Origin of the sequence: Micromonospora sp. GCM10011541 (genome assembly GCF_042650725.1) — a bacterium.
Classification (GTDB): domain Bacteria; phylum Actinomycetota; class Actinomycetes; order Mycobacteriales; family Micromonosporaceae; genus Micromonospora; species Micromonospora sicca.
Map to the genome: position 1 here is coordinate 14,139 of NZ_JBHSBP010000079.1, position 23,711 is coordinate 37,849.

Consider the following 23,711-nt stretch of genomic DNA (forward strand, 5'->3'; position numbering starts at 1 on the left):
GCGCCCGGGCAGGTGATCTGTTTCGAGGGTCCGGTCCCCGGCCGAGGCTGGTGTTCTGCGAAGACGCGGCGCCGAGCACGGCGCCCACTCGCGATAAGGACCACGATGAAACTCTCCCTACGCAATGCCGCCCTCGGCCTCGCCCTGGCCGGTGGTGTCGCCGCGCTGGTCCCCGGTGTCGCGGCCGCCTCGACCGCCAGTGGCCCCAAGCCGACCGTGGTGCTGGTCCACGGCGCATGGGCCGACGGCTCCACGTGGAGCGGCGTCACCGAGCGCCTCCAGCACGACGGCTACACCGTCGACGTGGTAGCCAACCCCCTGCGCGGCGTCGCCAGCGACTCGAAGTACCTGGGCGACTTCCTCGCCACCATCGACGGCCCGGTCGTCCTCGTCGCACACTCGTACGGCGGCTTCCTAATCAGCAACGCGGCACGCGACAACACCAACGTCAAGGCGCTGGTCTACGTCGACGCGTACGTCCCTGCCGAAGGCGACTCCCTGCTGAGCCTCACCGAGCTGAACCCGGGCAGCCAGGTCGGCCCGGCCATCAGGACCGTGTCGCCGAAGGACGGGTCGGGATCGTACACCGACACATACATCCAACCGGACCTCTTCCCGGGTATCTTCGCCAACGACGAGCCCAAGAAGAAGGGCGCCATGCTGGCCGCAGGGCAACGCCCGCTCAACGCGTCCACGCTGGGCGAACCGTCCGGCACGCCGGCCTGGACCTCGATCCCCACCTGGGACGTGATCGGCACGGTCGACAACGTCATCCCGCCGGCCACCCAGCGATACATGGCGAAGCGAGCCAACGCGCACACCACCGAGATCAAGGCCGCGCACCTGTCCATGGTCTCGCAGCCGGAGAAGGTGGAGCGCGTGATCGTCGAGGCCGCGCGCAAGACCTCCTGATCGAGCTCTGAGAAGGGGCCGGGGGTGACCCCAGCCCCTCCCCAGCCCCTTCGCCATGTCAGGTGATGTTTGGTACTGCCGCGCGTGCCACTTTCAACTGGTGGGCGAGTCAAGCTATCTGGATTCGATCGAAGACAGGCTGGACATGCCGTGAGGCGCCGCTCGGTTGGCGAAGGGCTTCGAACGCCCTCGCTGGCAGCAGTCGGTGGACTCAACTCGGCTATTCCAGACCCCCAGCTAGAGGTATCGCATGCACTCTGCGTGGCTAGACTGGGGTGCGACGCATTCGGCCGAAGGAACGCCCATGGTTATAACCGCCCCGCTTGCCTGGTAAGCAGCCACCACCAGCGGCACCCTCGTGTCAGCTCGCCAGGACGGTGCCGGTGCTCGATGCTGCGCATTCGTTGATGTAAGTGTTCCAGTCGCGGGCTGCTCGCCGGGCCCACTGGACCGCGCCGGTAATGCGGATTATGTGAGCACCTGGCGTCCACGAATGAGCAGGTGATGAGCGGGCGGCCGGGGTCAGTCCCTCTTGCTGACGTACACACCTCGACCCGGCTGGCCGTAAACCAGGCCCCGCGCCTTGAGCTGGATCATGACGAATCGGATGACGGTCTCGCTGACCTCGTACTGCTCGCAGAGCTGACGGGTGCTGGGCAAGCGGTCCCCGGGCTTCAACACGCCCGACTCAATCTGCCGCGTGATGTCGTCGGCAATCTGTTGATACAGCGGCTGAGCCATCGGTCGCCCTCCCTGCATCAAGAGAACACGCAGGGGGATTTCGGAGGCGACACGGGGTATCGTCGGTATACCCAGAGTACTAGGTAACGTAGGTTGCAGGAGGGGACTCCGATGGTCCGGTACGAGGAGTACGTGATAGCCGCTGCCCTCACCCTGGCCCGCCGGCACCGGCCGGTGTGGTCGTGGCGAAGATGGAGGCGGATCTGCCGCTGCGGGACCGACCTGCCCTGCCGGGCGACGCACCGCCTGCCGATCAACCGGGGGCACTGGCCGGGTGAGGACCGATGACCACGCACGGACCGGTGCTGCCGACCTGGACCTGCGGCGGGTGTGGCGCCTCCTGGCCCTGCCGTACCCGTCGACAAGAGTTGCTCGCCGAGTACGCCGGCGCTCCGGTGTCCCTGAGCATCTACATGGGCTCGCACCTGGTGGCGGCGACGCAGGACATGAGCTGGGCGCCGGCAGGTGCCCTCCACCGCAGGTTCCTCGGGTGGCTGAGGTGACCACACCTCGCCCCGGTGAGGTGGTCTTCATCGGCCGGGAGTGCTCGGTGCAGTTCGTGGGAGATCGGGCGCTCCGGATGCGGGTGGTGTCCGTCGACTCGAACCGACCTACCACGGGTGGATCTGGCTCACCGGGTATCTCCTCAGCAAGCGCGGCGAGGCGGTCAACAAGCGAGAGGTGTACGTGATGAAGGCCGCGCTGCGCGTCGCCCCGGCACCCGTCACCGGGAGACCGGGGCAACAGAGGCGCGTCAGGTCGCGCGCGCCGGCCTAGCGCCCCTGCCGCGAGTCATCTGATGTTGCGGGAGCGGCCGTGCGCGGATCAACCCCTTGCGTGGCTCCGAAGGGCTGGGCGGCGGTGTCGACGGCGCGAGCAGGGATCTGTCGGACAGGCACCTCAGAGGTCGAGCGCCTCCTCGTCGCCCGGGCCGGCGGCCACCTGCGCAAGCAAGCCCGGGAGCCGCGTGCGGGCCGCCGCTGCAACACAGGGACCGCCTCATGACGGGAAACTGGAGATGCGCCCACACGATGATCAAGGCGCGCTATGCCTCGATGGCAGGCAACCGACCCGCGTCGGGTTCGTCGTCGCGGTGCCAGCTCTCCCGGATCTGCTGCTGACGCCACATTCAGACACGCGCGCTTGGCCGGTTGACGCCCAGCCAAGGAGCGCGTTGGCTGGTGGACTGGAACGACGCATTAGCCTGTGGGTCCAAGCCTGGAACGCTGACGCCGTGGGGACGAGGGCACGTGATCACCGGTGAACTGAAGAGCAAGATCGACCGCGTCTGGGATGCCTTCTGGTCAGGTGGCATCTCGAACCCGCTGGAGGTGATCGAGCAGATCACCTACCTGCTCTTCATCAAGCGGCTGGACGACCTGCACACCCTTGAGGAGAACAAGGCGAACCGGCTGGGCAAGCCGATAGAGCGCCGTACCTTTCCAGAGGGCTGCGACGAGCAGGGACGCAAGTATGACGACCTGCGCTGGTCGCACTTCAAAAGCGCCGCGCCGGCCGAGATGTTCGAGATCGTCGGCGAGCGGGTGTTCCCGTTCCTGCGGACGCTCGGCGGTGACGGGTCGACTTACTCGCACCACATGAAGGACGCCCGGTTCACCATCCCCAACCCGGCGCTGCTCGCCCGCGTGGTCGACATGCTCGACCACATCCCAATGGAGGACCGGGACACCAAGGGCGACCTCTACGAGTACATGCTCAGCAAGATCGCTACGGCCGGGCACAACGGACAGTTCCGCACGTCACGGCACATCATCCAGTTGATGGTCGAGATGACGGCACCGACACCGACCGACGAGATCTGCGATCCAGCCTGCGGCACCGCAGGCTTCCTCGTCGAGGCCGGCGAGTACGTCCGCCGAACGCATCCGAACGCGCTGTTCGACGTGGTGCAGCGGAAGCACTTCCACGAGAGCATGTTCCACGGCTTCGACTTCGACAGCACGATGCTGCGGATCGGCAGCATGAACATGCTCCTGCACGGAGTGGAGAGCCCGGACATCCGCTACCGCGACTCGCTGGCCGAGAATGTCAGCGGTGAGTCGGAGAAGTACTCGCTGATCCTGGCCAACCCGCCGTTCGCCGGCAGCCTCGACTACGAGAGCACGTCCAAGGACCTCCAGCGGATCGTCAAGACCAAGAAGACTGAGCTGCTCTTCCTCGCCCTCTTCCTCCGGCTGCTCAAGCCCGGTGGCCGGGCGGCCGTCATCGTGCCGGATGGCGTACTCTTCGGATCGAGCAAGGCGCACAAGGACCTGCGCCGCATGCTGGTCGAGGACCAGAAGCTCGACGGCGTGGTGAAGCTGCCGAGTGGCACCTTCAAGCCCTACTCCGGAGTCTCGACGGCGATCCTCCTCTTCACGAAGACCAACAGCGGTGGCACGGACAACGTCTGGTTCTACGAGGTCACTGCCGACGGCTGGAGCCTCGACGACAAGCGAACACCGCTGCTACCGGCCGAGAAGCTCGGGCCGATGCCGGAGGTGGTGTTGGCCGAGGACGAGCACAGCAGGAACAACCTTCCAGACGCGTTGGCGCGGTGGCTCCGGCGTGGCGGCGACGAGTTGCAGCGGGCGCGAACTGAGCAGAGCTTCTGCGTACCCAAGGCCGACATCGTGGAGCAGGGCTACGACCTCAGCCTCAACCGCTACAAGGAGGTCGTCCACGAGGAAATCGAGCACCGGGCACCGCTGGAAATCATCGCAAACCTGGAACGCCTCGAATCCGAGATCCAGCAGGGCATGTCCGACCTGAAGGCGATGCTCGGATGAGCACAACCACCGCTGTGGCGAGGCTTTGGGATGTAGCCTCCTTTGTTCGCGGCATCACCTTCAAGCCCGATGACGTAGTACCCGCCGAAACGCCTGGCTCTGTCCTCTGCATGAGGACTAAGAACGTGCAGTCGGAGCTCGACCTCTCGGATGTCTGGGCAGTGGGCCGCGAGCTCGTGAGGCGAGAAGACCAATACCTGCGAGCTGGGGACATTCTCGTTTCCAGCGCGAACAGCTGGAATTTGGTCGGCAAGTGCTGCTGGGTGCCGGAACTCGCCTCGCCATCGAGCTTTGGTGGCTTCATCTCCGTCCTGCGGGCGGAGCCGTCGAGGGTAAATGCCAGGTACCTCTACCATTGGTTTTCCGCCCCGCGCACTCAAGCAACGGTGCGTAGCTTTGGGCAACAGACGACCAACATCTCCAACCTGAACTTCGAGCGATGCCTGAAGCTTCCGCTTCCGCTGCCCCCACTACCGGAGCAGCGGAGAATCGCCGAGGCGTTGGATCGGGCGGACGAGCTGCGCGCCAAGCGCCGCCAAGCCCTCGCCCACCTCGACGACCTCACCCAGTCCATCTTCCTCGACATGTTTGGCGATCCGGCCCGGAACCCTCGTACGTGGCCGATGACCCGGATTGAAGACGTGGCAGAGGTCCAAGGTGGTCTTCAACTGAGCGGCTCGCGATCGAAGCTTCCTATCGAGGTGCCATATCTACGAGTCGCGAATGTCTACCGTGGCCGTCTTGACCTAGCCGAAATCAAAACGCTTCGTGCATCAGAAGCTGAAGTTGCCCGGACTTCCCTCAGAACCCATGATCTACTCATCGTCGAAGGTCACGGGAATGCCGAGGAAATTGGGCGGGCAGCCCTGTGGGATGGCTCCGTCAGTCCGTGCGTTCATCAGAACCACCTGATTCGGGCGAGGTTCGGTCCCACAAGGATCGTTCCCGTTTTTGCCTCCTACTATGTGAACTCACCAGGTGGCCGCCGGCACTTGCTCAGGGCGGGTAAGACCACGTCGGGACTAAACACCATCAGCGTCGGTGACGTTCGTTCCACACCTATCGCTACACCACCGCTTGATCTCCAACACACGTTCGCTCATCGAGTTGCGAAGGTCGAAGTCCTGAAGGCGGCGCATCGAGGAAGCCTCGCAGAACTGAACGCGCTGTTCGCGTCGGTGCAGGATCGGGCCTTCCGGGGTTTGCCCTGACGTGAGACGATCGAGGGCTGCTGTCGACTGTGGGGAGTTGGCGCTCGATGAGCAACTTTGCGTTTCTGCGGGCCGAGTGGCCCGTCCTGTTTGGCGAGGCCCTGCGGGCCGAGCGGCTGGCGATCGCCGATCCGCGGGCCTCGTGCTTCTACGCCCGGCGCACGCTCGAACTCGCCCTTACGTGGCTTTTCCAGGCCGACAGCACGCTCACCAAGCCGTACAAGGACGACCTGTCGGCGATGATCCACGAGCCGTCGCTGCGCAGCCTGGTGGGCAACAGCCTCCAGGCGAAGATGAACATCGTCCGCAAGCAGGGCAACACGGCCGTGCACAAGAGCACGCCGGTGACGCCGAAGGAGGCGGTGCCGGTCGTCCGCGAGCTGTTCCATGTCATGTACTGGATCGCTCGGCATTACACTCGCGACCAGGCGAAGGTCCCGGCGAGCGCGCTTGCCTTCAACCCGGACCTGATCCCCCGGCCGATCCCCTCGCAGGTCCGGCAGCAGAGCCAGGCTGAGCTGAAGGCGCTTGCCGACAAGCTCGCCGCCCAGGACGCGGCGCTGGCAGCCGAACGCGAGAAGTCCGCCACCCTCGACGCCGAGTTGGCGAAGCTGCGCGCCGAGATCGCCGCCGCGAAGGCCGCCAACGAGGCTCGCCCCGATGACCATGACTACGACGAGGCGCAGACCCGTGACCTCTACATCGACCTCATGCTGCGGGAGGCCGGCTGGCGGCTCGACCGCCCGGAGGACCGCGAGTTCGAGGTCACCGGCATGCCCAACAGCACGGGTACCGGGTACGTCGACTACGTCCTGTGGGGTGACGACGGCAAGCCGCTCGCGGTGGTCGAGGCCAAGCGCACCCGCCGGGACGCCACCGTCGGCCAGCAGCAGGCCAAGTTGTACGCCAACTGTCTGGAGCAGCGGTACGGCCAGCGCCCGGTCATCTTTTACACCAACGGCTACGAGACCTGGCTCTGGGACGACACCGCCTATCCGCCGCGCCCGATGCAGGGCTTCTACACGAAGGAGGAGCTCCAGCTCCTGATCCAGCGCCGCGACACTCGCAAGCCCCTCGCGGACGTGCTCATCAACCAGGAGATCGTCGAGCGGTACTACCAGCACCGGGCGATTCGGAACATCGGCGAGGCATTCGAGACGCAGCGGCAGCGCCAGGTGCTCGTCGTGATGGCCACCGGCGCCGGCAAGACTCGCACGGTGATCGCCCTGGTCGACCTGCTGATGCGGGCCAACTGGGTCAAGCGGGTGCTGTTCCTCGCCGACCGCAATGCGCTGGTCAACCAGGCGGTCAACGCGTTCAAGGCGCACCTGCCCGAGGCGGCGACGGTCAACCTGGTCACCGAGAAGAACACCGAGGGCCGGGTGTACGTCTCGACGTACCCGACGATGATGGGCCTGATCAACGAGACCGCGAGCGGCGAGCGGCGCTTTGGGCCCGGCTACTTCGACCTGGTCATCATCGACGAGGCGCACCGCTCGGTCTACCAGAAGTACCGGGCGATCTTCTCCTGGTTCGACAGCCTGCTCGTCGGGCTCACCGCGACCCCGCGCAACGAAATCGACCGCAACACCTACAGCCTGTTCAACCTCGAAGACGGCGTACCCACCGACCACTACGACCTCGACGACGCGGTCAACGAGGCCTTCCTCGTGCCGCCGCGCGCGGTCTCCGTACCGCTGAAGTTCCAGCGCGACGGCATCCGCTACGACGACCTCACCGAGGAGGAGAAGGACGACTGGGACGCCCTCGACTGGGGTGAGGACGGGCCGCCGGACAGCGTCGACCCGGACGCGGTCAACAAGTGGCTGTTCAACGCCGACACCGTGGACAAGGTCCTGGCGACGTTGATGACCCACGGCCACCACGTCGCGGGCGGCGACCGGATCGGCAAGACCATCATCTTCGCCAAGAACAACGCCCACGCCGACTTCATCCAGAAGCGGTTCGACCTCGCGTACCCGATGCACCGCGGCCACCTGGCCCGCGTCATCACCCACAAGACCGAGTACGCCCAGAGCCTCATCGACGACTTCTCCGAGAAGGAGAAGGACCCGCACATCGCGATCTCGGTGGACATGCTCGACACCGGCATCGACGTACCCGAGGTCGTCAACCTGGTCTTCTTCAAGATCGTGCGGTCGAAGTCGAAGTTCTGGCAGATGATCGGCCGCGGCACCCGGCTCTGCAAGGACCTCTACGGACCCGGCCAGGACAAGCAGGACTTCTTCATCTTCGACTTCTGCCAGAACTTCGAGTTCTTCAACCACAACCCGAAGGCGGTCGAGGGCACGTTGGGTGAGTCGCTGACCGAGCGGCTGTTCAAGGCCCAGCTCGAACTGATCTACCGCCTCGACCAGCGCCTCCCTTCCGACGCCAACCCGGAGGCGGAGGTCGACGGGACGCAGAGCGAGGCGGCGCTGCGCTGGGACCTCGCCCGCAACCTCCACCGGCGGGTGGAGAACATCCACCTCGATAACTTCGTCGTCCGCCCCAAGCGGCGCCTGGTGGAGTACTACGTCGACTTCAAGCACTGGCACCGGCTCACCCCCGAGGCCGTGGACGAGATCGGCGGAAACCTCGCCGGCCTGCCCACCGCCGTGAAAGACGAGGACGAGGCGGCCAAGCGGTTCGACCTGATGGTGCTGCGCCTGCAGCTCGGCCAGCTCGACGTTGAACCCGCCTACGACCGGCTGCGCCGGCAGGTGCAGGACATCGCCTCGACGCTGCTGGAGCAGACCAGCATCCCGGCGATCCGCGAGCAGCAGCAACTCCTCGACGAGGTAGCCGGCGACGAGTGGTGGCAGGACCTCACCCTGCCGATGCTGGAACTGATGCGGCGCCGCCTCCGCGGACTGGTCAAGCTGATCGAGAGGTCCAAGCGGGCCATCGTCTACACCGACTTCACCGACGAGCTCGGCGAGATCTCCGTCGTCACCCTGAACGACATCAAGATCGGCACCGACTTCGAGCGGTTCCGCGCCAAGGCCCGGGTGTACCTGCGCGCCCACGAGGACCACCTGGCGTTGCAGAAGCTGCGCCGCAACAAGCAGCTCTCCCCCTCCGACCTTGACGAGCTGGAGCGGATGCTGGCGGCCAGCGGCGGCGGCACCGAGGACATCGACCAGGCCCGCCGTTCGGCCCACGGGCTCGGCCTGTTCATCCGCTCGCTGGTCGGACTCGACAGGGAGGCCGCCACCGAGGCGTTCGGCGAGTTCCTGGCCGGCCGCACCCTGACCGCGAACCAGATCAACTTCGTCAACCTGATCATCACCCACCTGACGCAGAACGGCGTCATGGAGCCCGAACGGCTCTACGAATCCCCATTCAGCGAGATCGCCCCGCACGGCCCGGACTCGATCTTCCCGTCCGCCGACGTGGACCGCCTGATCACGATCCTCAACTCCGTCCGAGACACCGCCGCCCCTGCGGCCGAGGTGGCTTAGCTAGCGCCAGTCATACCGTGCATCCAAGGACTGGCTGGTTGATCTCGCCTGGCTGCCGTCCCTCCACTCGGCCGGACGCGGAGGGCGGCTATCCAAGCACGCCGCGTAGCCGCGCGAGAACGTTTAGCACCTGTCGGCGGAACCTGCCGCCAGCTTCCGGGGGTGGAACTTCGGCGGGATCGTCACGCCTGCCAGGAAAGTGCACCACGGGCTGGCCGGAGTCGCGCGGCGCGCCGATGCGGCTCTTGGCCCATTGGATGCGGCCACGCCGAAGCCAATAGTGCGACCGGCAGGGGAAGTTCCAGTTGCCGATCGACGGGTGCAGGGACACCGACCGGCCGTCGAAGATCAGTGTCCAACGGCCGGGGCTGAGTGGAGTGACCACCTCGGTGCCGCACCCACACGCGCACCGGTGCAGCGCGGTCGTGTACGGGATGGAGACGTATATGACACCGTCGTCGAGGTCGTCAGGTGCGGTCTCGACGAACCGGTGCTCAAAGGTGCTTCGGCGCGTCATGGCTGGTCGTCGCCTACGAGCGAGTTGGTGGCGATCGCGTAGACGTTGTGGTGCTCGTGGTCCAGGTCGGCGTAGAAGCCGCGCAGCTTCTTCCACTTGATCACTGCCAGCGCGGCGTTTAGCGCGTTGAGCTCCACGATCTGGATGTTGCTGCCGTAGTCGTCGTCTGCAGCGTCTTCGAACGCGATCCGTCGTTGCTCCCAGACGTGTGTGCGACGCGTTGGAGTGCTGGTGGTGGTCCGCAGGTGTCCGGCGATGGCGTCGTCGTCGGTGACGTAGAGGCCCATGCCAACGTCGATGAACCCGATGCCGAACGTCTCGAGGGCCTTGATCATGTGACGTTTGGGACCGCCCTGGTCCATGCAGATGAACACGAACGACATGGCCTGCAGCTCATCGACGTTGCTCTCGTCAAGGAAGTACGGGTGGGCGACGAGGCCGCGACGCATGCCGCCGTACACCTGGGCATAGTGGTCGACCTTCTTGGGTTGTTCCCGCAGTTGCTCGGCCGACGCGGCGCCTGGAGCGCGGAAGGCGTTGTGCTGTAGGAGGTCGTCGCCGTCGAACAGGTGGATCTCCTGGACCGGGGTCTTGGCGATCAGGTCCAGCAGGTACGAGCCGGTTCCGCCGAGTCCGACGATCGCGACCCGCGGTGTCGCCAGTTTCGCGTTGATGGGCGCGATCCCGGCTCTGCTGCTGGCTGTGTCGAGGTAGTGGAAGACCGATCCCGAATCGTCGGCCTCGACGACCCGGAAGGTCCGGGCGGTTGCGTTGGGGTCGACCGCCGCGACATGCGTGGCCAGCATTGCGATGTAGGCGGTGAGCTTCTCGTAGTAGTCCGCGTACCCGGCATCGGGCTTGCTGGAAAACATGAACGTGACGGTGAGATTGTCGGTGATCTTCTCGTGAATGGGACTGTTGATGATCTTCACGAGGAGCCGGCCGGAGGCATCGCAGGGCTGTTCCCCGGCGAAGCGGACCACGTGGGTCTCTGGTCGGGTGGTGGTGTCGCCGGCGAGGGTGAGCTCGGACACAAGGGTGCCGAACCTTACCTCGCGCTTCCCGTTCAGGTACGGGACGTGGGACAGGACGAGCTTCCCGCCGATGACGCTGATCTCGTATCCCTCGTCGCGCAGCCGGCGCAGGTCCGCGCTACGAGCGACGAGTGCGGGTGACATCGAAGATGGTTCCGTCCTTGATGGTGACCGTGCCGCCCTCGCTCAGGTTGCCTTCGTGTCGAGGGCCGGCGGCGCGGTGGTAGGTGACGGTGAAGGTCACCTCCGGGTCCGGGGCGCCGGGGAATGCGAGGGCGACGACCTCGGCGAAGGTGAGCTCGCGGTGGTCGACGTGCTTCGGGCGGGTGTTGACGATGATCGTGTATCGGTGCTTGGTGGGGAGGTCGTCGACGTCGCGGGCCGTGTCGATGTCGGCCATGGCGGTCTCCTTTCTGATCTGGTTGGGCTGCCGGTCGTTTCCCTGCGGCCCTGCTGTCGCCGGGGTATGACGGCGGACCGCGCCATGTTGTCCGGTCACTGTGGGTGATTGTCGGCGTGGTCGGGGAGCGGGTCCTTCCGGCCGTCGTGGCGGTTGTCGGCCAGACGGCGGGTGCGAGGAACACGGCCGCTAGGTGTGCGAGTGGCGCGGCGGTGTGTCAGCGTCGACTGACGGCAGCGGTCCGTATGCTGTACGTCGCCGTTAGCCGATGTCTGTCCGGAAGGCGGCAGGTTGGAGTAGCCCCTCAATGACATGGCCGGGCCTGAGGCAGTGGCAGCCGCACCTCGGATTGGTGGTGTGGCTGCCACGTGACTACTACGACGAGCGCGACGGGCATGCGGGTCGGCCGACCGTCGTGGTCAAGGTGCTGCAGGTCGAGCGGACGTGCATCGTGGTGCCGCGGACCAGCCAGCTAGGCAACCGGCATCGTGACGACATCTTCCATCCCGCTGACCCGGCCCTGGGCTGCTGCGACAAGCCGGGCTTGTGGCAGCCGTGGCGGTGGCGACGGGTGGACTTCGCGGCCTACGACGACGATGAACTCGGTGAGTTCGCGAAGATGGACGAGGAACTGCTCACCCGCATTATCGGTGCCTACGAGAGGTGTTCATGACCGCTTGGGAGGAACTGCGGCGCGACGGCGTGTTCGGCACTGAAGCCACCGTCGAGCTGTACCGATGTGTGCGGGCGGTCGCCCGGGCGGGCAACTTCCCGCCGCCGGATGGGCATCCGGCGTGGAACCTCGACGCGGTCGCGGAGACCGCGCACGATATCTTCGCCGACGCCCGGGGACCTCAGCGCCTGGTTGAACTCGCGGTGAAGGCCCACGACGACGCGAGCTTGCGCCGTTTGCTGGAACAGGTGGTGCGTAACTTCCTGCGCGACAAGGGGCGGGCCACCGCCAAGGGCCGGCTGATCCGGCGGTTGCGGGAAGTGCTGACGGACGACCCCCGGTTCGCGGTCGTCCCGTCCGGGCGTCCCGGTGCGGGTCGCAACATCGAACTGGCCGACGGGACTACCCCGGGAGTGTGGAATGGTCGGTCGAGCGATCTAGTCAGCGCGGCGTACAAGGTCACCGACGTGTCGATCGTGCGGTGGCGCACTGACGCACGCCGAGAGTCGCCGGTGGCCGACGCGATCAGTCTGGCCGCGGTCTGCGAGGCGGTGCTGCGAGCAGCCGGCGCGTCCCTGTCTATCGGTGAGGTCGCCGACGCGGTCGCTGCCCGGTTCGCCGTCGGCCCGGCACCGGTGGTCACGCCGGTCGATGACGTGGACCCTTGGCTGCCCGGCGTGAACGCGGTCGACCAGGCCCAAGTTGAGGCTGAGGTGCTGGCGGGAGCCGGACGGCTACTCGCGCAGCTCACACCGCGGGAGCGTCTGGTGCTGGCCTACCTGGATCAGCCAGTCAGGCGGATAGCCGATCACACTGGGCTGGGCAAGAGCGTGACGGCTCAGATCGCCGCCCGGGTTCGTGAGATCGTGAGCCAGGTCCTCGGCGGCGAAGAGCATCGCGAGGACATGCTCAGCGTGGCGCGGGCCATGGCGACGCCGCGAACTGTCAACGACTAGCGTCCCGACCGGGCGATGCAAGATTCCCGGGTGGAACCGCAGCCGTCCGTAGCGGACAACTGACGTCGGTGCGCCGTCTTATCTACGTACACAGGCCAGATGGAGAAGGAATGAGAGTTCGAGACGTTCCCTGCGGAAGGATAGGCGCATGGTGAATCATCGATCCATCAGTTCACTACTCTGCCAAGCCGGTACTTTCCCGGCCGGTGTACGGCGATGACCGGCACCCCGCCAGCCGGAACTGGTCCGGCCGCCTTTTCTGACATCGATGTGCATCCGCCGGTGTCGCTTGCCGGCCCACACCTGCTCGACGCCGATCTGCTGGCCCCCACCGGGTGGGAGGGCAAACACCTGGCCGAATGCGGCTGGTGTCAGCAGCGGCAGAGTGCGGCCGAACAGCACCGCCACGACGGCGACCTCGACGACGAGGAGTTCCTGCGTACAGCACGGCAGCGTGCCGAGGCCGGAGGCGCCGCCGAGCTTACCCCGATCACTCGCCTGACCCCACAGCTACACGCGTTAACCCTCGACACCGACGGACGGGAGGACGTCGCCGTCGGGCAGCTGTGGCGGCTGCGTTGGGAGCAGGCCAACGAACTCGCTGTCGTCATCGCCGTCGACCGGTGGCGGGTGACGGTCGCGCCCGTCACGACAGACATCGCCGCTGCGGATGAGTTCAGCCTGCTGCTGCCGCCCAGCGCCAGCCCGCTGAATATCGCCTTGGCGGTCTGTCTAAGCCTGGAATGCACTGTGCCGATGTTCGTGCTCGACCGGCAAATCGCCCCGGCCAGCAGGCCTACCACCAATCCGCAACAGGCGGCAGCGCAGCTACCGCCCCCGCAGACGCTGCACGACGTCTGGCGAGCCTGGCGCCGCAGTACGGCAGGACCGGCAGGCCTGACCTATGGTACTGCCCTCGACGAGGGGGACCTGGACCGGCGGGAACTGCGCGCCGTTATCGCGTCCTCGTTTGCGCCGCTAGTTGGTGCGTCCGCCACGATCCCTGGAGTGGACCCGCTGGGCGAGGTCGTGCCCCTCGCCCAGCGGGTGCGTGATCGTGGCCTGCGGCCCGCCGCGCTGGCGCAGGCGACAGGGCTGTCGCTGGAGGTGTTCACGCGCATCAACCGTGGCGGGCGGGTCAAGCCCGCCGAGGCGGCGAAACTCGCCGCGGTGCTCGACACCGACACGCGGACCGTGCTGGACGCGAACCCGGCGCTCGATGACGACCTGATCACCGAGGTCAGCCAGCCCCGGCACCGGCCAGCCCTGCGACGGCTGGCTCGAGTTGACGGCACCGACGAAGACCAGCAACGGTGGGCCATAGCGGAGGCAGTATCCCCGACCGCCGCCCGCACCGTCGCCGGCAGCGGGCAGCGGGCAGACCCGCGCGCAACAACAACGCATTGGGCGGAGAAGGTCGACCACTATTTGCGGCGGCGACTCGCGGAACTCGACGAGACGGGTGAGGCCCAACCATGACGAGCGGCACTCACCTTAGCCGGCCCCAGTTGATCGAGCAGTTGGTCCCCACGATGGTGACGTATCTGACCACGATCGGCGTTGACCCTCACGACCTGGCCGCCAACCCGGCCGCTGTGATCGTTACAGTCGACGACATCGTTCTGGACTGGGTCGATCCCGGCCAGGTTGGTGCCGACTGCTCGGTGGCGGCACTCTACAGCGGCACGGAAGTCCCGCCGCGAATCTCCGCGGTTCGGGACGCCTCACCAGGCCGGCGGGCGTTCTCCGTCCTCCACGAGTTCGGCCATCACCTATGCACCCAGGTGGACGAGGTCGCCGACGCATTGTGGGATCTTCCTGAAGGCGGTAGAGGCCTCGAAGAAGACCTCGTTGATGCGTTCGCCGCCGCGATCCTGCTGCCTGCCGACACAGTCTGGGCCACCTTTGCCGCCGGCGTCGACGCCGCATCGGTCGGGCGCCTCTGGCGGACCACATCGGCATCGCGTGAGGCGTGCTGTGTCGCGGCCGCACAGCAGCTACCAGCACCCGGCTACGTCATGCTCCTGCGCCCCGACGGGCGCAGTCAGTTCGCCGCCCGCCATGGCGACGCGATCGCCGTCCCCCGCGAGACCGCCCAGACGGCTACCAAACTCCGGCCGGCCCTTAACGGCGGAACCGCCCGAGGAGTGGATCGACCCACTCTCGGCAGCGGCGTGCACACCGCTGAAATGTACTTCGACGCGATCGCCGCCGACAGCTACGTTTTCGCTGTCTGGGTGACCGACTCACCCGCCTGGGACGCCTTACCGGCGCCACTGGACAGCAGGCCCGTCGGCAACACCGCTTACTGCGGGGCCTGCGCCCGCGAGTTCACCACCTGGAGAGCCGCGTGCCGCCACTGCGGTGAACCGCACTGCATTAGGTGCGGCGCCTGCGAATGCGAACCAGGCGGCCTCCGCCCGGTAACCACACGCCGCTGCGATCGCTGCTTCCAGGAACTACCGCTACCCGCCTTCAACGGAGACTCCACGACCTGCAACGACCACTAATACGCAAACGAGGGGTGGACGATGTCCTTCCCTCGCCGCCTCGGCAACATTATCGCGATGCTCCGGAATGTGCTCGGTGAGTCGAGGGCAAGCCCCGGCATCAGTGGTAACGGCCTGGCACGAGTGGGCATCTGGCGTTGACGTCGTGTCCGCGATGCTCGACGTGTGCTCGGTGGATCGGAGCATCCGCGTCCGAACGCTGGTGAGCATGGGTGGGCACTCCTGGGCACTCGTGGGTAACCGCTGGCAGGTAGGCTAGGGCCTCGCGCCCTCGTAGCTCAGGGGATAGAGCAACGGTTTCCTAAGACGGTGCTCGATTCGCACCCGCAGGCTGATGACCTGTGGCTTCTCTGTCTCTGCCGCCCCGTGGCGGTCGCAGCGCCGTGCGGCTGTGCTCGCTTGCTGACGATCAGCAGCCGGTGCCGGTCTTGGTCAAAAGCGCAGGGCAATAGGGGGTGCTCGGCCGACAAGCGTGAACCCCTACGATCCGTAGCCCGAATCAGTAAGGCCCATTTCGCGTAGCCGCAACTGTAGGCAGGCCGACGCGTCTTCACGCCTCTTCTCTAGGTCCGCGAGTGACAGTGCGTACCGGTCGCCCCAGCCGAGAAAAGACTTGGTTAGCTCGTGTCGAGCGGCTGCGACAAGCTGGTCGATCTGCAAGAGCAGGCCCTCGCCAAGGCCCATTACAAGGTCATCATCCGACTTCCGCTCGAGTGCAGACGGCGAGTTGTCAGCCGACTCTCGTCGGGCACGTAGCCCGAGTAGCCCGTAGTGATCGAGACTTCGAAGATCATTGTGATACTCCTCCCACCAAGAGGCAAAAGCTCCTGCCAGGGCATCCGTATCAACAAGGCCAAGGGGTGTGAGAGGAGCGCATAGCAGCGCCATCAACCGATCTCTCGACATCAGAACTCGCCCGGACCCCGCCAGATCGATGAGCTCTGCAGCCGCATCTTTCCACGCCTTTTGACTGGCGACCTTGAACTCTCGTTCGCGGCCGGCAGCCATGTGTTGGATCCGAACGGCAGTCTCTCTGTATCCTTCGGCCAAGAAAGTCAAGTAGCCGGGCCTTCCTGCCTGAAACAACTGGAAGGCGTCTATTCCAAAGGCCCGAAACCTCGAAGCCTTCGATTCAACTTCTGCCCGGGGTACGCCACCCGCAATTGCGGCGCGCACGTCGAGTTGCGGTTCTTCACTCGACAGGGCTTCGACGTAGCGCCCGATATTAAGGTTGAAACCGTTGTCCGCGATCTCAGAAATGGAGACGGGCCGGGAGAAGCCAGGAATCGTTGACCAGGACTCGTAAGTCCGCACGATCCTCTCGATATGTTGCGGTTTCAGCACGTTCTGCGTCCGCCCGGTGGCGACTTCTCGTTCGGCATTGATGAAAAGAACCTCGTCACGCGGGCCCCGGCGCGGAGCTTCGGTACCGCGTACCACGATGACGCACGCAGGAACAGCGGTGCCGTAGAAAACGTTGGCCCCAATCCCGATGACCGCCGCGAGATGTCCGTCTTCAATGATCCCCCGCCGAATCCCCCCCTCGACGCCGCCTCGAAAGAGTGCCCCATGGGGGGCAATCATGGCGCCGACTCCTGTCGGCTTGAGGACTGCAACGACGTGCTGCAGGTTCATGAGGTCGGCCTTGCCGCGCCCTTTGGTGATGCCGTACTTCATCCGCTCCTGGTGCTGCACGGCGGCATCAACGAATTCCATAGCCATCGGAGGGTTCGTGAGCACTCGGTCGAAATGCAAGAGTTTTCCGCAGGAAACGTGGCGGGGATCCGTCAGGGTATTTCCTAGAGTCAAGGATGCGTCACCATAGCCGTGAAGCAGAAGATTCAGGCGAGCGAGGGCATATGTTGATCGGTTGATCTCTTGCCCAAAGAGGTCAAGTGTCGCGTCGATCCCATCTCGCTCGCTGACATATTGCCGAGCGCGCAGCAGCATGCCGGCAGAACCCGCAAATGGGTCGTATACCGATTGTCCTCGGCTTGGACTAGTCAGCCGCACCAGCAGGTCTCCAACCGATCGGGGTGTGTGAAATTCGCCTCCCATCTTTCCTGCTTGCTCTGCAGACCAACTCAGAAATTGGTCGTAAGCCTCACCGGCTGCGTCGGGGAACTCCAACAGATCAGGGTGGAGCTGAACTTTTTCGTCGAAATAGTGGACCAGGTGTTCAAGGTCTCGGGAATTTAGCCGCCTCGACACGTCGAGGATTTCGAGAATTTCCCCTAATGCTTTAACGTTGTTGTGCTGCAGAGCTTGCTGGGCGACTTCGAGAGCTCTCCGGGGGTCTTTGTCAGCGGTGGCCGTGATGCTGGGCCATTGCGCCTGTTCGGGAATTGTCAACGCCTTGGAGTTCTCGTATGCCCACTTCAGGACCAGCGTTAGGGAGATCACGCCCAATTGCTCTGACGGTTGGGCCTGACCTCTCAGTTTGGCCGCCCCCTGAAGAGCGTTAAAGAGCTTTTCAGCCGTTACGATAGGCATGCTGTTGAGGCTTTCTCATGAGTTCGTCGAGTACCGCTGGGCGGAGGGATTTCAAGCGTTCAACTATTGCGTGCTGAGCAGCAATGCTGTCCTCCAGCGCAGTCATTGTTCCGACGATCTGCAGCTGCCGCTTCAGCGGGGGAACGGCGACGGGAAATTCATTCAGCACCTGAGTGTTCAGCGACGGTACTGTTCCCGGAAGAGCGCGCTCAAGCAAGCTCTTCTGAACCGGGGGATGCGATAAGTAGTAAGCCAGAAAGGGAGCTGAGACAAGTTCTTGATTCGGTCTGACACGCAGGCATGATGACCCGTACAGCCATCCGGACTGCTTAGCGGTGACCAGGGCTAATCGGCCGATCGAGCCTTGCCTGACGAGGACCAAGTCGTCTTCCTGCAACGTGAATCGGCCCAGCTTCTGATAGTCAGCCCAGGGTACTCGCCGTAACTCATTCTCTCGCACGCCATATGGGCCGTCCCCGAGATCTTGTGGCGAAAGCACAGGAACGCCATCCGGCCTGTTGGACAGATTACCCAGTAGAGAGCCGGACGGTCCCGCGGCCACGTCGGCAAGATACTGGAGCCGACGAAGCCCGGCTTCAGCCGGAGTCTCTTGAAATCGCATCTGGGTACTTCCCATCGTGATCGGTGCTAGAGGCTGGGCGTGCGCTCTTGGGGGTGGGCCTCGGCAATCAATGCTCCGAGGCCCACCCGAGCGCTATGCCCTACGGAACCAGTATGGGATGTTGGCTCGTACGAACTCCTCCACAACGACGGTAAGGGCGGTCATGCTGAATGTCACCAGCAACGCCCACCCGCGATCAGCGAAGGTGGCGGCACAGATGATCACGACGATGATTACTGCGATCGTCACGCGGGTCCTACTGGATCGAGGGGGCAATGGCCAGGCATCATGGGAGCTGACAGTCCTCACGAGGGTGTCCCTTCTGTCCCGGTGCTTCACCGGGACGGTCTGAGCCGCGCCGCCCTGTCGGGCGTCCAACCATGCAGGGCGGCGCGGACGGTCAACGAGCAGGTATTCAGCAGGTACAGCGTTTGGAGGTAGCCGACTTGCGTGAAGCAAACGTTCGCCGGTTCAACCTTCACGCACTCAAGCTAGCAGTTGCGAGTCTGCGTAACTAGCTTCGCAGACTCCTAAAGAGGAGTCCGCGGCCTGCGGAAGCGACTTTCTGGCCGGATTCGACCCGATTCTTGAACACCTTAAGTCGGGTTGTAGACAAAGTCTTGCGCGAGAGATCCTGCTGCTTTTGCCCGCTCTGGCTGTTGTGCCTGGCTTGTGGCTTGCCTGCGCCTGACTACCTCGACCGCTGGGGTCGGCGCCGCATTCGCGACCAGCGTTGCACCGCTCATCACACCGCACAGTCTGATCGCGCACGACGAGCCAGCACGTTTCTTCCGGCCGAAAGTGTCGCGGAGCCGCCCGCCTACAGGCTCATAGGTCGCAGACAGCCAGATCCTGTTCGGCATGCCGTCGGCTTCCCGATGCTGGGCCGGACCTGGTGGCCGTCGCCGACTGGCAGCAGGGTCGTTGCGTGATGTGCCGCGTCAGCAACGCTCGCTTGCCCGAGGAGATGCCCATGTCGAACGCTGGCCCCCCTGGGGAGGCTGAGGAGCCCGCCGTCGTCGAGATCGACGGGCTGCTGCGGAAACCCTGTCCTGGGGCCGAGGCGACCGCGGCGGAGTTCGAGGCCGCCAGGTCGCTGTTCATCGAGGTGCACCGCGAGGCCAGGTGGAACCGGTGGGTAGAGGCCGAGCATGCCGCGGACCTGGAGACGGCGACGGCGGTGATGGGGCAGTGGACTCGCGCTGAGCCAGGCTTCCGGCACAAGACCCCGCAGGAGGTTGAGGAGTGGCTCGCCTCCTGGGAAGCGGAGTTCGAGGCAGAGCGGGCTGAGCAGGAGCGGCAGCGGCGGGTACGTGCGGCCGAGTACGACGAGCGCCGTCATCAGGCGCGCCTTGCGCTGGTGGAGCAGCAGTCGATCCTCAAGGCCCAGGTCGCCGAGCGGACCGGGTTGCAGGAGAAGACACGTTTCCCCGGTATGGAGGAGCGACGTCGAGCGGCGGAGATCGCGATGCTGGACGCGGACGTTGCCGAAACCGAGGCGAACATCGTTGCCCTGATGGGCGAGGTGGGTGACCCTGAGACGGTCGTGGACGTCAACGGGTGGTTGCCGTCGCATCGGCGAGAGCTGGCGTTGACTGACTTCATCTACTGGCGGTGTGACGAAGTGCAGCGGCTGCGGGGAGAGGTGGACCGGCTCACCGCCGAGGTGGGGGCGGCTGACCGGACACAGCGACGGGAGCTTCGGGCGGAAGCGGACCGGGTCAGACGCAGGTTCGAGGCGCTGCGAGCCATGGCACCCCTCGAGGCGAAGGACATGTGCCCAGACTGCTTCCGGCCCGCCGTCTGGCATGGTTGGTCAACCTTCGGCGACCCGGCCTTTCTGGGGTGTGGCCCGTGCCCTGCGTGGCCGCGCTGGTCGGCGCGGCTGCGCTGTCTGCATGAGATGCTCTCGTCGTTCCAGAAGCGGCATGAACCTGCGGCGGTGCCGAAGCCGCAGCCCTTGGCGGTCATCCCCTCCGGCAAGTCAATCGACGAGGTCATCGAGGAGCTCAGCCGCATCCGTGCTGAGCACCCGGGGGCCGAGGTTCGCCGCGGCAGCCGCAACCGGTGGGAGATCTGGCCCAGCGAGAACGCCGCCCCGCACAGCGAGTTGGATCGCTAGGAGACGGCGATGGAGGTGACACCGGAGCTGGTGCTCGACCGGGTGAGAGCGGCGGGCGGCCGGCTCAAACTGGAGGGCTTGGACAAGGAATCCCTGGCCGCGTGGCGACACGCGGCGAAGGTGGCCAAGCTGCGACTGCTACGAGCCGGTCCGCAACGGCTACGCACCTGGTCGTCACCAGGTGGCATGTCGCTGCTGCTCGTGGAGGTCGACCGCCAGGGCGTCGAGTCGTCCCCGCTGGCGCCGCCGGATCAGCCAACCCGGGAGTGGGCTCCGCCTCCGCGTCCACGGCCCCGCACGCAGGAGCTCCTCGGCCGGATCGTCCCGGTTCCCTCGACGGTGCGCCGCCCACACCAGCTCGTGCAGGACCTCACCGATGCGCTGGACTACCCCGAGCGGATGATCTACCAGCACCGGCCCTACCTGATGCCGAACAAGCGCCGGCCTGTGCAGCGGATGCGCCAGATCTGGCAGGCCATCATCACCGAGGCCGAGTTCCGCGGGTACGAGACGCTGTTCCGGCACAACCGGCGGGACCACTACGACAGCGGCCAGCTGATCCTGCGTATCGACTGGGAACCGTTCCCGTTCCTGCGCCGCGGTGAGGCCGCCGGCCTGCGCTGGAGCGAGGTCGACCTCCACGCCGGCCAGCTGACCGTGTCCCGGCAACGCACCACCGCCTGCTACCAGGTGCACGAAGGCCCACCGAAATCCGCTACCAGCCGCCGCGCCGTCGCTCTGGACCACCACACCGTACGGGTGCTCCGCCAGCACCACGACCGGCAACGCCACCACCACGACACCCGCACCACCGCCGGCAGGCTGTGGCACAACACCGGATACGTGTTCACCAGCCCCGACGGCACACCCATCCACCCCGGCTACCTCACCCAACGGCTACGACTACTGGTCGACCGGGCCGGGCTACCACCGATCCGCCTACACGACCTGCGCCACGGCGCCGCCACCCTCGCCCGCACCGCCGGCGCCGACCTCAAACTCGTACAAGACCAACTCGACTCGGCCACGCCACCATCGTGCTAACCGCCGACACCTACACCAGCGTCCTGCCCGAGTCCCAGCGTGAAGCCGCCGAAGCCACCGCACGCCTCGTCCTCGACGCCGCCAAATCCGGCGAAATCCGCCGCCAGCTCAGCCACACCCGCGACGAGCACGCCTCGGCACCGGATCCAGCACCGGCGCGTGTCCGCCGCGCCCCGTGGAAGCCCTCCTCAGCCACATGCCGTGGCAAGGTCCGCTCGGCGCACCGCCGCTCGGACCGCACACGCGAGGCCCGTTAAGGGAAGCCGCGCCTACCCTCGGTCGAGGCGACTCGGAGTTCTTGGCTCCAGCGGCCGCGGCGGCCCAACGGCTTCCACATCCCCTTCCGCCGCTGGCCGTCCGCTGATCATGGGCGTGCCCGGAGCACGCGCTTCGATCGGCCTCCTCCTGGTGAAGCCGTCTCGGCTCCCTGGTCAGGGGCTGACGAGATCCCGCAGGCCAGCGGGGTCGCCCGCCGCGACGTAGCGGAAGCTCTGCGGAGGGTGAAAGGGTGCCTGCTCGCGCAGGTGACGGAGCGGTAGCGGCTCGTTGAGGCGGTTGACGGTCGTGAGGTGCAGAAGGTGTGCGTTCAGCGCACCGTCGAGGTAGGCGTCGTACTCATCGCGGCTGAGGCCGAACTGCTGGCTGAAGCGTCGCCACCCGTCGTCCGGGGCGCAGACGGTGGTGCTGCCAAGTCTGGCGGTACCAACGACGGCCATCTGCGGGGAGCTGGCGTAGAGAATGATCGGTGTCCCGGGGGAGGCGTTGACCGGGCGCCGACGGATCTCGATGTTCTTCGCGCTGGCCAGGATGGCGGTGGCGAAGCGGGGGCGAAGCGAGAGCAGCAGGGTCCGTTGGGGTTTCATCGAGCTCGGCCTTCCTGATAGAGGGCGGCGAACAGAGTGGCGGCGATCCGGGTTGGTTGTTGAGGCGCGGTGGCCGGGCCGCCGTGTGCGAGCGCGAGGCGGCGGAACGCTTGCCGGGAAACAGGCCGCGGAAAGACTTCGGTGTTGGTGAACCGCAGGGCTTGTGCGAGGCCGTTTCGGGCGGCCTGGTGCACTGTGCCTCTGTCCCAGACACCGAGGTGCTGGAAACGATCGTAGAGTTCGTCCGGTGGCGCGGTGACAACCGCGTCGAGTTGGGAGCAGGCGATGATGGCCGCTGGCTGTTGGGCGGTGTTGCCGCCCTTGCTCATGTACCACAGCAGCCTTGCGGGGGCCTGCGGCCTGGCGCCGCCAGGACTGCGGTAGTAGACATGTTCTCGGCTGATGCCCAGGGCATCGTGTCGGGGGAAGATGCTGGCGGGGACGCCGAGCAGTTGGGTCGAGAATGGCTGCTGGATGGGTATGAGGTAGGTCGGCAGCTCACTGTCGACGATCTTGATCGGCCACCAGATGCGTTCGAGTTCGGCGGCGGCGACTGCGGGCATACCAGATCGTAGCGGCGCGGGTTCGGGTAAATCGGCCACCCTCGCCGCTGAGATTGCGGTCCGTTCTACCTCGGCTGCGGGGCCGACTGCGGCGATGACGTACCCGTAGAGGGTGCCGTCGGTTTCCTGGAAGCCGTCGTCGACGGCGGCGAGTCGGGCCTGGGGTGATAGGTGCGGGTCGGCTATCTGGATCATGGGAAGCGCGGCGTCTCGTGCTGACTGGCGTAGTCGGAACAGTAGTTGCCGGGCGAGAGTATCGGCGAGCGGCTGATTCGCCACGCGAAGCAGCGGCACTCGCACGACGCCTGACGTCCTGGTGGTGGCGTAGGCCGCGACGAGTTCGCCTGTGGGCTGGTAGATGCCCAGCCGCTGAGCGCCGCTGACAGCGAGCTTGTTCAGGGTGCCCTGAAGTTCGCGTGGTCGTTCCCCTGATGTGTGGTTTCGCAGCGCTTCGACCGTTTGGTTCTCGCCGTTGCGCAGGCGCCGTTCGACGTAGCCGGTGTCGAGGAGGCTGGCGGGCCGGTAGGACTCGGCGTGTGCCAGTTCGTCGATGTGGATGACCACGTCGGCGGGTCGCATGATGCGCAGGCCGTACCGCTCAGCGACCTCGCCGTAGATCCTGGTGAGATTCTGGTCGTTGGTGACGAGGACGTTCAGGTTGGCAGCGATTGCGTCAGCGACGTGCTGCAGGTCCAGCAGGTCCTGCGTGTCTTTGGGGTTTGCTGGGTCAAGGGGCAATGCCGTTCAGATAAGGCATCGGTGCAGGTCAGCGCGGTGTGCTGACGGCTGCTGATCGG

Annotated in this window: 19 protein-coding genes; 11 read left to right on the forward strand and 8 right to left on the reverse strand. The window is 65.7% G+C overall.

Going from position 1 to position 23,711, the window contains the following annotated elements; translation table 11 throughout:
• The first annotated feature begins 105 nt into the window (after nucleotides 1-105).
• Nucleotides 106-912: an alpha/beta fold hydrolase gene (locus tag ACFOYX_RS29395; protein ID WP_238453399.1), complete on the forward strand. Its 807-nt coding sequence runs from the start codon at nucleotides 106-108 to the stop codon at nucleotides 910-912.
• Between the two features lie 522 nt (nucleotides 913-1,434).
• Here the strand turns inward: ACFOYX_RS29395 and ACFOYX_RS29400 are convergent.
• Complete coding sequence (locus tag ACFOYX_RS29400; RefSeq protein WP_109800994.1) at nucleotides 1,435-1,653, reverse strand: winged helix-turn-helix domain-containing protein; 219 nt, start codon at nucleotides 1,651-1,653, stop codon at nucleotides 1,435-1,437.
• Between the two features lie 284 nt (nucleotides 1,654-1,937).
• On the opposite strand from ACFOYX_RS29400, the gene ACFOYX_RS29405 reads away from it, so the two are divergent.
• From ACFOYX_RS29405 to ACFOYX_RS29420, 4 genes are all read left to right on the forward strand, one after another.
• Nucleotides 1,938-2,156 carry a hypothetical protein gene (locus tag ACFOYX_RS29405; RefSeq protein WP_322443582.1) on the forward strand — a complete coding sequence of 73 codons (219 nt, stop codon included), beginning with the start codon at nucleotides 1,938-1,940 and terminating at the stop codon, nucleotides 2,154-2,156.
• Between the two features lie 747 nt (nucleotides 2,157-2,903).
• The gene (locus ACFOYX_RS29410; protein ID WP_322443581.1) at nucleotides 2,904-4,442 is read left to right on the forward strand and encodes a class I SAM-dependent DNA methyltransferase; all 1,539 of its coding nucleotides are present in this window, start codon (nucleotides 2,904-2,906) and stop codon (nucleotides 4,440-4,442) included.
• Nucleotides 4,439-5,653, forward strand: a complete 1,215-nt coding sequence (locus ACFOYX_RS29415; RefSeq protein WP_322443580.1) for a restriction endonuclease subunit S — start codon at nucleotides 4,439-4,441, stop codon at nucleotides 5,651-5,653. The genes ACFOYX_RS29410 and ACFOYX_RS29415 overlap by 4 nt, the downstream gene beginning before the upstream one ends.
• A 47-nt stretch (nucleotides 5,654-5,700) precedes the next feature.
• The gene (locus ACFOYX_RS29420) at nucleotides 5,701-9,117 is read left to right on the forward strand and encodes a DEAD/DEAH box helicase family protein (protein WP_322443579.1); all 3,417 of its coding nucleotides are present in this window, start codon (nucleotides 5,701-5,703) and stop codon (nucleotides 9,115-9,117) included.
• An 88-nt stretch (nucleotides 9,118-9,205) separates the two neighbouring features.
• Here the strand turns inward: ACFOYX_RS29420 and ACFOYX_RS29425 are convergent, their stop codons facing one another.
• Genes ACFOYX_RS29425 through ACFOYX_RS29435 form a run of 3 tightly spaced genes read right to left on the reverse strand, consistent with a single transcriptional unit; the run spans nucleotide 9,206 to nucleotide 11,068 of the window.
• A complete protein-coding gene (locus tag ACFOYX_RS29425) occupies nucleotides 9,206-9,634 on the reverse strand; it encodes a DUF6527 family protein (RefSeq protein WP_322443578.1) in 429 nt (142 codons plus the stop codon).
• Nucleotides 9,631-10,812: a ThiF family adenylyltransferase gene (locus ACFOYX_RS29430; protein WP_322443577.1), complete on the reverse strand. Its 1,182-nt coding sequence runs from the start codon at nucleotides 10,810-10,812 to the stop codon at nucleotides 9,631-9,633. The genes ACFOYX_RS29425 and ACFOYX_RS29430 overlap by 4 nt, the downstream gene beginning before the upstream one ends.
• The gene (locus ACFOYX_RS29435) at nucleotides 10,787-11,068 is read right to left on the reverse strand and encodes a multiubiquitin domain-containing protein (RefSeq protein WP_322443576.1); all 282 of its coding nucleotides are present in this window, start codon (nucleotides 11,066-11,068) and stop codon (nucleotides 10,787-10,789) included. The genes ACFOYX_RS29430 and ACFOYX_RS29435 overlap by 26 nt, the downstream gene beginning before the upstream one ends.
• Nucleotides 11,069-11,375: 307 nt before the next feature.
• On the opposite strand from ACFOYX_RS29435, the gene ACFOYX_RS29440 reads away from it, so the two are divergent.
• From ACFOYX_RS29440 to ACFOYX_RS29455, 4 genes are all read left to right on the forward strand, one after another.
• Nucleotides 11,376-11,741: a hypothetical protein gene (locus ACFOYX_RS29440; protein WP_322475162.1), complete on the forward strand. Its 366-nt coding sequence runs from the start codon at nucleotides 11,376-11,378 to the stop codon at nucleotides 11,739-11,741.
• Nucleotides 11,738-12,697: a hypothetical protein gene (locus ACFOYX_RS29445; protein ID WP_322443574.1), complete on the forward strand. Its 960-nt coding sequence runs from the start codon at nucleotides 11,738-11,740 to the stop codon at nucleotides 12,695-12,697. The genes ACFOYX_RS29440 and ACFOYX_RS29445 overlap by 4 nt, the downstream gene beginning before the upstream one ends.
• A 216-nt stretch (nucleotides 12,698-12,913) precedes the next feature.
• Nucleotides 12,914-14,176: a helix-turn-helix transcriptional regulator gene (locus ACFOYX_RS29450; RefSeq protein ID WP_322443573.1), complete on the forward strand. Its 1,263-nt coding sequence runs from the start codon at nucleotides 12,914-12,916 to the stop codon at nucleotides 14,174-14,176.
• Nucleotides 14,177-14,205: 29 nt separating this feature from the next.
• Nucleotides 14,206-15,207: an ImmA/IrrE family metallo-endopeptidase gene (locus ACFOYX_RS29455; protein WP_322443572.1), complete on the forward strand. Its 1,002-nt coding sequence runs from the start codon at nucleotides 14,206-14,208 to the stop codon at nucleotides 15,205-15,207.
• A 480-nt stretch (nucleotides 15,208-15,687) separates the two neighbouring features.
• On the opposite strand, the gene ACFOYX_RS29460 is transcribed toward ACFOYX_RS29455, so the two are convergent.
• Nucleotides 15,688-17,700 carry an N-6 DNA methylase gene (locus tag ACFOYX_RS29460; RefSeq protein WP_322443571.1) on the reverse strand — a complete coding sequence of 671 codons (2,013 nt, stop codon included), beginning with the start codon at nucleotides 17,698-17,700 and terminating at the stop codon, nucleotides 15,688-15,690.
• Nucleotides 17,681-18,322 carry a restriction endonuclease subunit S gene (locus ACFOYX_RS29465; protein WP_322475163.1) on the reverse strand — a complete coding sequence of 214 codons (642 nt, stop codon included), beginning with the start codon at nucleotides 18,320-18,322 and terminating at the stop codon, nucleotides 17,681-17,683. The genes ACFOYX_RS29460 and ACFOYX_RS29465 overlap by 20 nt, the downstream gene beginning before the upstream one ends.
• A 973-nt stretch (nucleotides 18,323-19,295) precedes the next feature.
• Between ACFOYX_RS29465 and ACFOYX_RS29470 the strand changes: the two genes are divergently transcribed.
• Together ACFOYX_RS29470 and ACFOYX_RS29475 are read left to right on the forward strand one after the other, a co-directional pair.
• Nucleotides 19,296-20,444 carry a hypothetical protein gene (locus tag ACFOYX_RS29470; RefSeq protein ID WP_322443569.1) on the forward strand — a complete coding sequence of 383 codons (1,149 nt, stop codon included), beginning with the start codon at nucleotides 19,296-19,298 and terminating at the stop codon, nucleotides 20,442-20,444.
• A 9-nt stretch (nucleotides 20,445-20,453) separates the two neighbouring features.
• Nucleotides 20,454-21,488 carry a site-specific integrase gene (locus tag ACFOYX_RS29475; RefSeq protein ID WP_322443568.1) on the forward strand — a complete coding sequence of 345 codons (1,035 nt, stop codon included), beginning with the start codon at nucleotides 20,454-20,456 and terminating at the stop codon, nucleotides 21,486-21,488.
• Between the two features lie 431 nt (nucleotides 21,489-21,919).
• On the opposite strand, the gene ACFOYX_RS29480 is transcribed toward ACFOYX_RS29475, so the two are convergent.
• Complete coding sequence (locus ACFOYX_RS29480; RefSeq protein ID WP_322443567.1) at nucleotides 21,920-22,351, reverse strand: hypothetical protein; 432 nt, start codon at nucleotides 22,349-22,351, stop codon at nucleotides 21,920-21,922.
• Nucleotides 22,348-23,652: a hypothetical protein gene (locus ACFOYX_RS29485; protein WP_322443566.1), complete on the reverse strand. Its 1,305-nt coding sequence runs from the start codon at nucleotides 23,650-23,652 to the stop codon at nucleotides 22,348-22,350. Before ACFOYX_RS29485 ends, ACFOYX_RS29480 begins: the two co-directional genes overlap by 4 nt.
• Between the last annotated feature and the right edge of the window lie 59 nt (nucleotides 23,653-23,711).

Bases quoted from the DNA above. Each gene is read 5' to 3' on its own strand.
- ACFOYX_RS29395 (WP_238453399.1), top strand. From the start codon at position 106: ATGAAACTCTCCCTACGCAATGCCGCCCTCGGCCTCGCCCTGGCCGGT.
- ACFOYX_RS29400 (WP_109800994.1), bottom strand. From the start codon at position 1,653: ATGGCTCAGCCGCTGTATCAACAGATTGCCGACGACATCACGCGGCAG.
- ACFOYX_RS29405 (WP_322443582.1), top strand. From the start codon at position 1,938: ATGACCACGCACGGACCGGTGCTGCCGACCTGGACCTGCGGCGGGTGT.
- ACFOYX_RS29415 (WP_322443580.1), top strand. From the start codon at position 4,439: ATGAGCACAACCACCGCTGTGGCGAGGCTTTGGGATGTAGCCTCCTTT.
- ACFOYX_RS29420 (WP_322443579.1), top strand. From the start codon at position 5,701: ATGAGCAACTTTGCGTTTCTGCGGGCCGAGTGGCCCGTCCTGTTTGGC.
- ACFOYX_RS29425 (WP_322443578.1), bottom strand. From the start codon at position 9,634: ATGACGCGCCGAAGCACCTTTGAGCACCGGTTCGTCGAGACCGCACCT.
- ACFOYX_RS29430 (WP_322443577.1), bottom strand. From the start codon at position 10,812: ATGTCACCCGCACTCGTCGCTCGTAGCGCGGACCTGCGCCGGCTGCGC.
- ACFOYX_RS29435 (WP_322443576.1), bottom strand. From the start codon at position 11,068: ATGGCCGACATCGACACGGCCCGCGACGTCGACGACCTCCCCACCAAG.
- ACFOYX_RS29440 (WP_322475162.1), top strand. From the start codon at position 11,376: ATGACATGGCCGGGCCTGAGGCAGTGGCAGCCGCACCTCGGATTGGTG.
- ACFOYX_RS29445 (WP_322443574.1), top strand. From the start codon at position 11,738: ATGACCGCTTGGGAGGAACTGCGGCGCGACGGCGTGTTCGGCACTGAA.
- ACFOYX_RS29450 (WP_322443573.1), top strand. From the start codon at position 12,914: ATGACCGGCACCCCGCCAGCCGGAACTGGTCCGGCCGCCTTTTCTGAC.
- ACFOYX_RS29460 (WP_322443571.1), bottom strand. From the start codon at position 17,700: ATGCCTATCGTAACGGCTGAAAAGCTCTTTAACGCTCTTCAGGGGGCG.
- ACFOYX_RS29465 (WP_322475163.1), bottom strand. From the start codon at position 18,322: ATGCGATTTCAAGAGACTCCGGCTGAAGCCGGGCTTCGTCGGCTCCAG.
- ACFOYX_RS29470 (WP_322443569.1), top strand. From the start codon at position 19,296: ATGTCGAACGCTGGCCCCCCTGGGGAGGCTGAGGAGCCCGCCGTCGTC.
- ACFOYX_RS29475 (WP_322443568.1), top strand. From the start codon at position 20,454: ATGGAGGTGACACCGGAGCTGGTGCTCGACCGGGTGAGAGCGGCGGGC.
- ACFOYX_RS29480 (WP_322443567.1), bottom strand. From the start codon at position 22,351: ATGAAACCCCAACGGACCCTGCTGCTCTCGCTTCGCCCCCGCTTCGCC.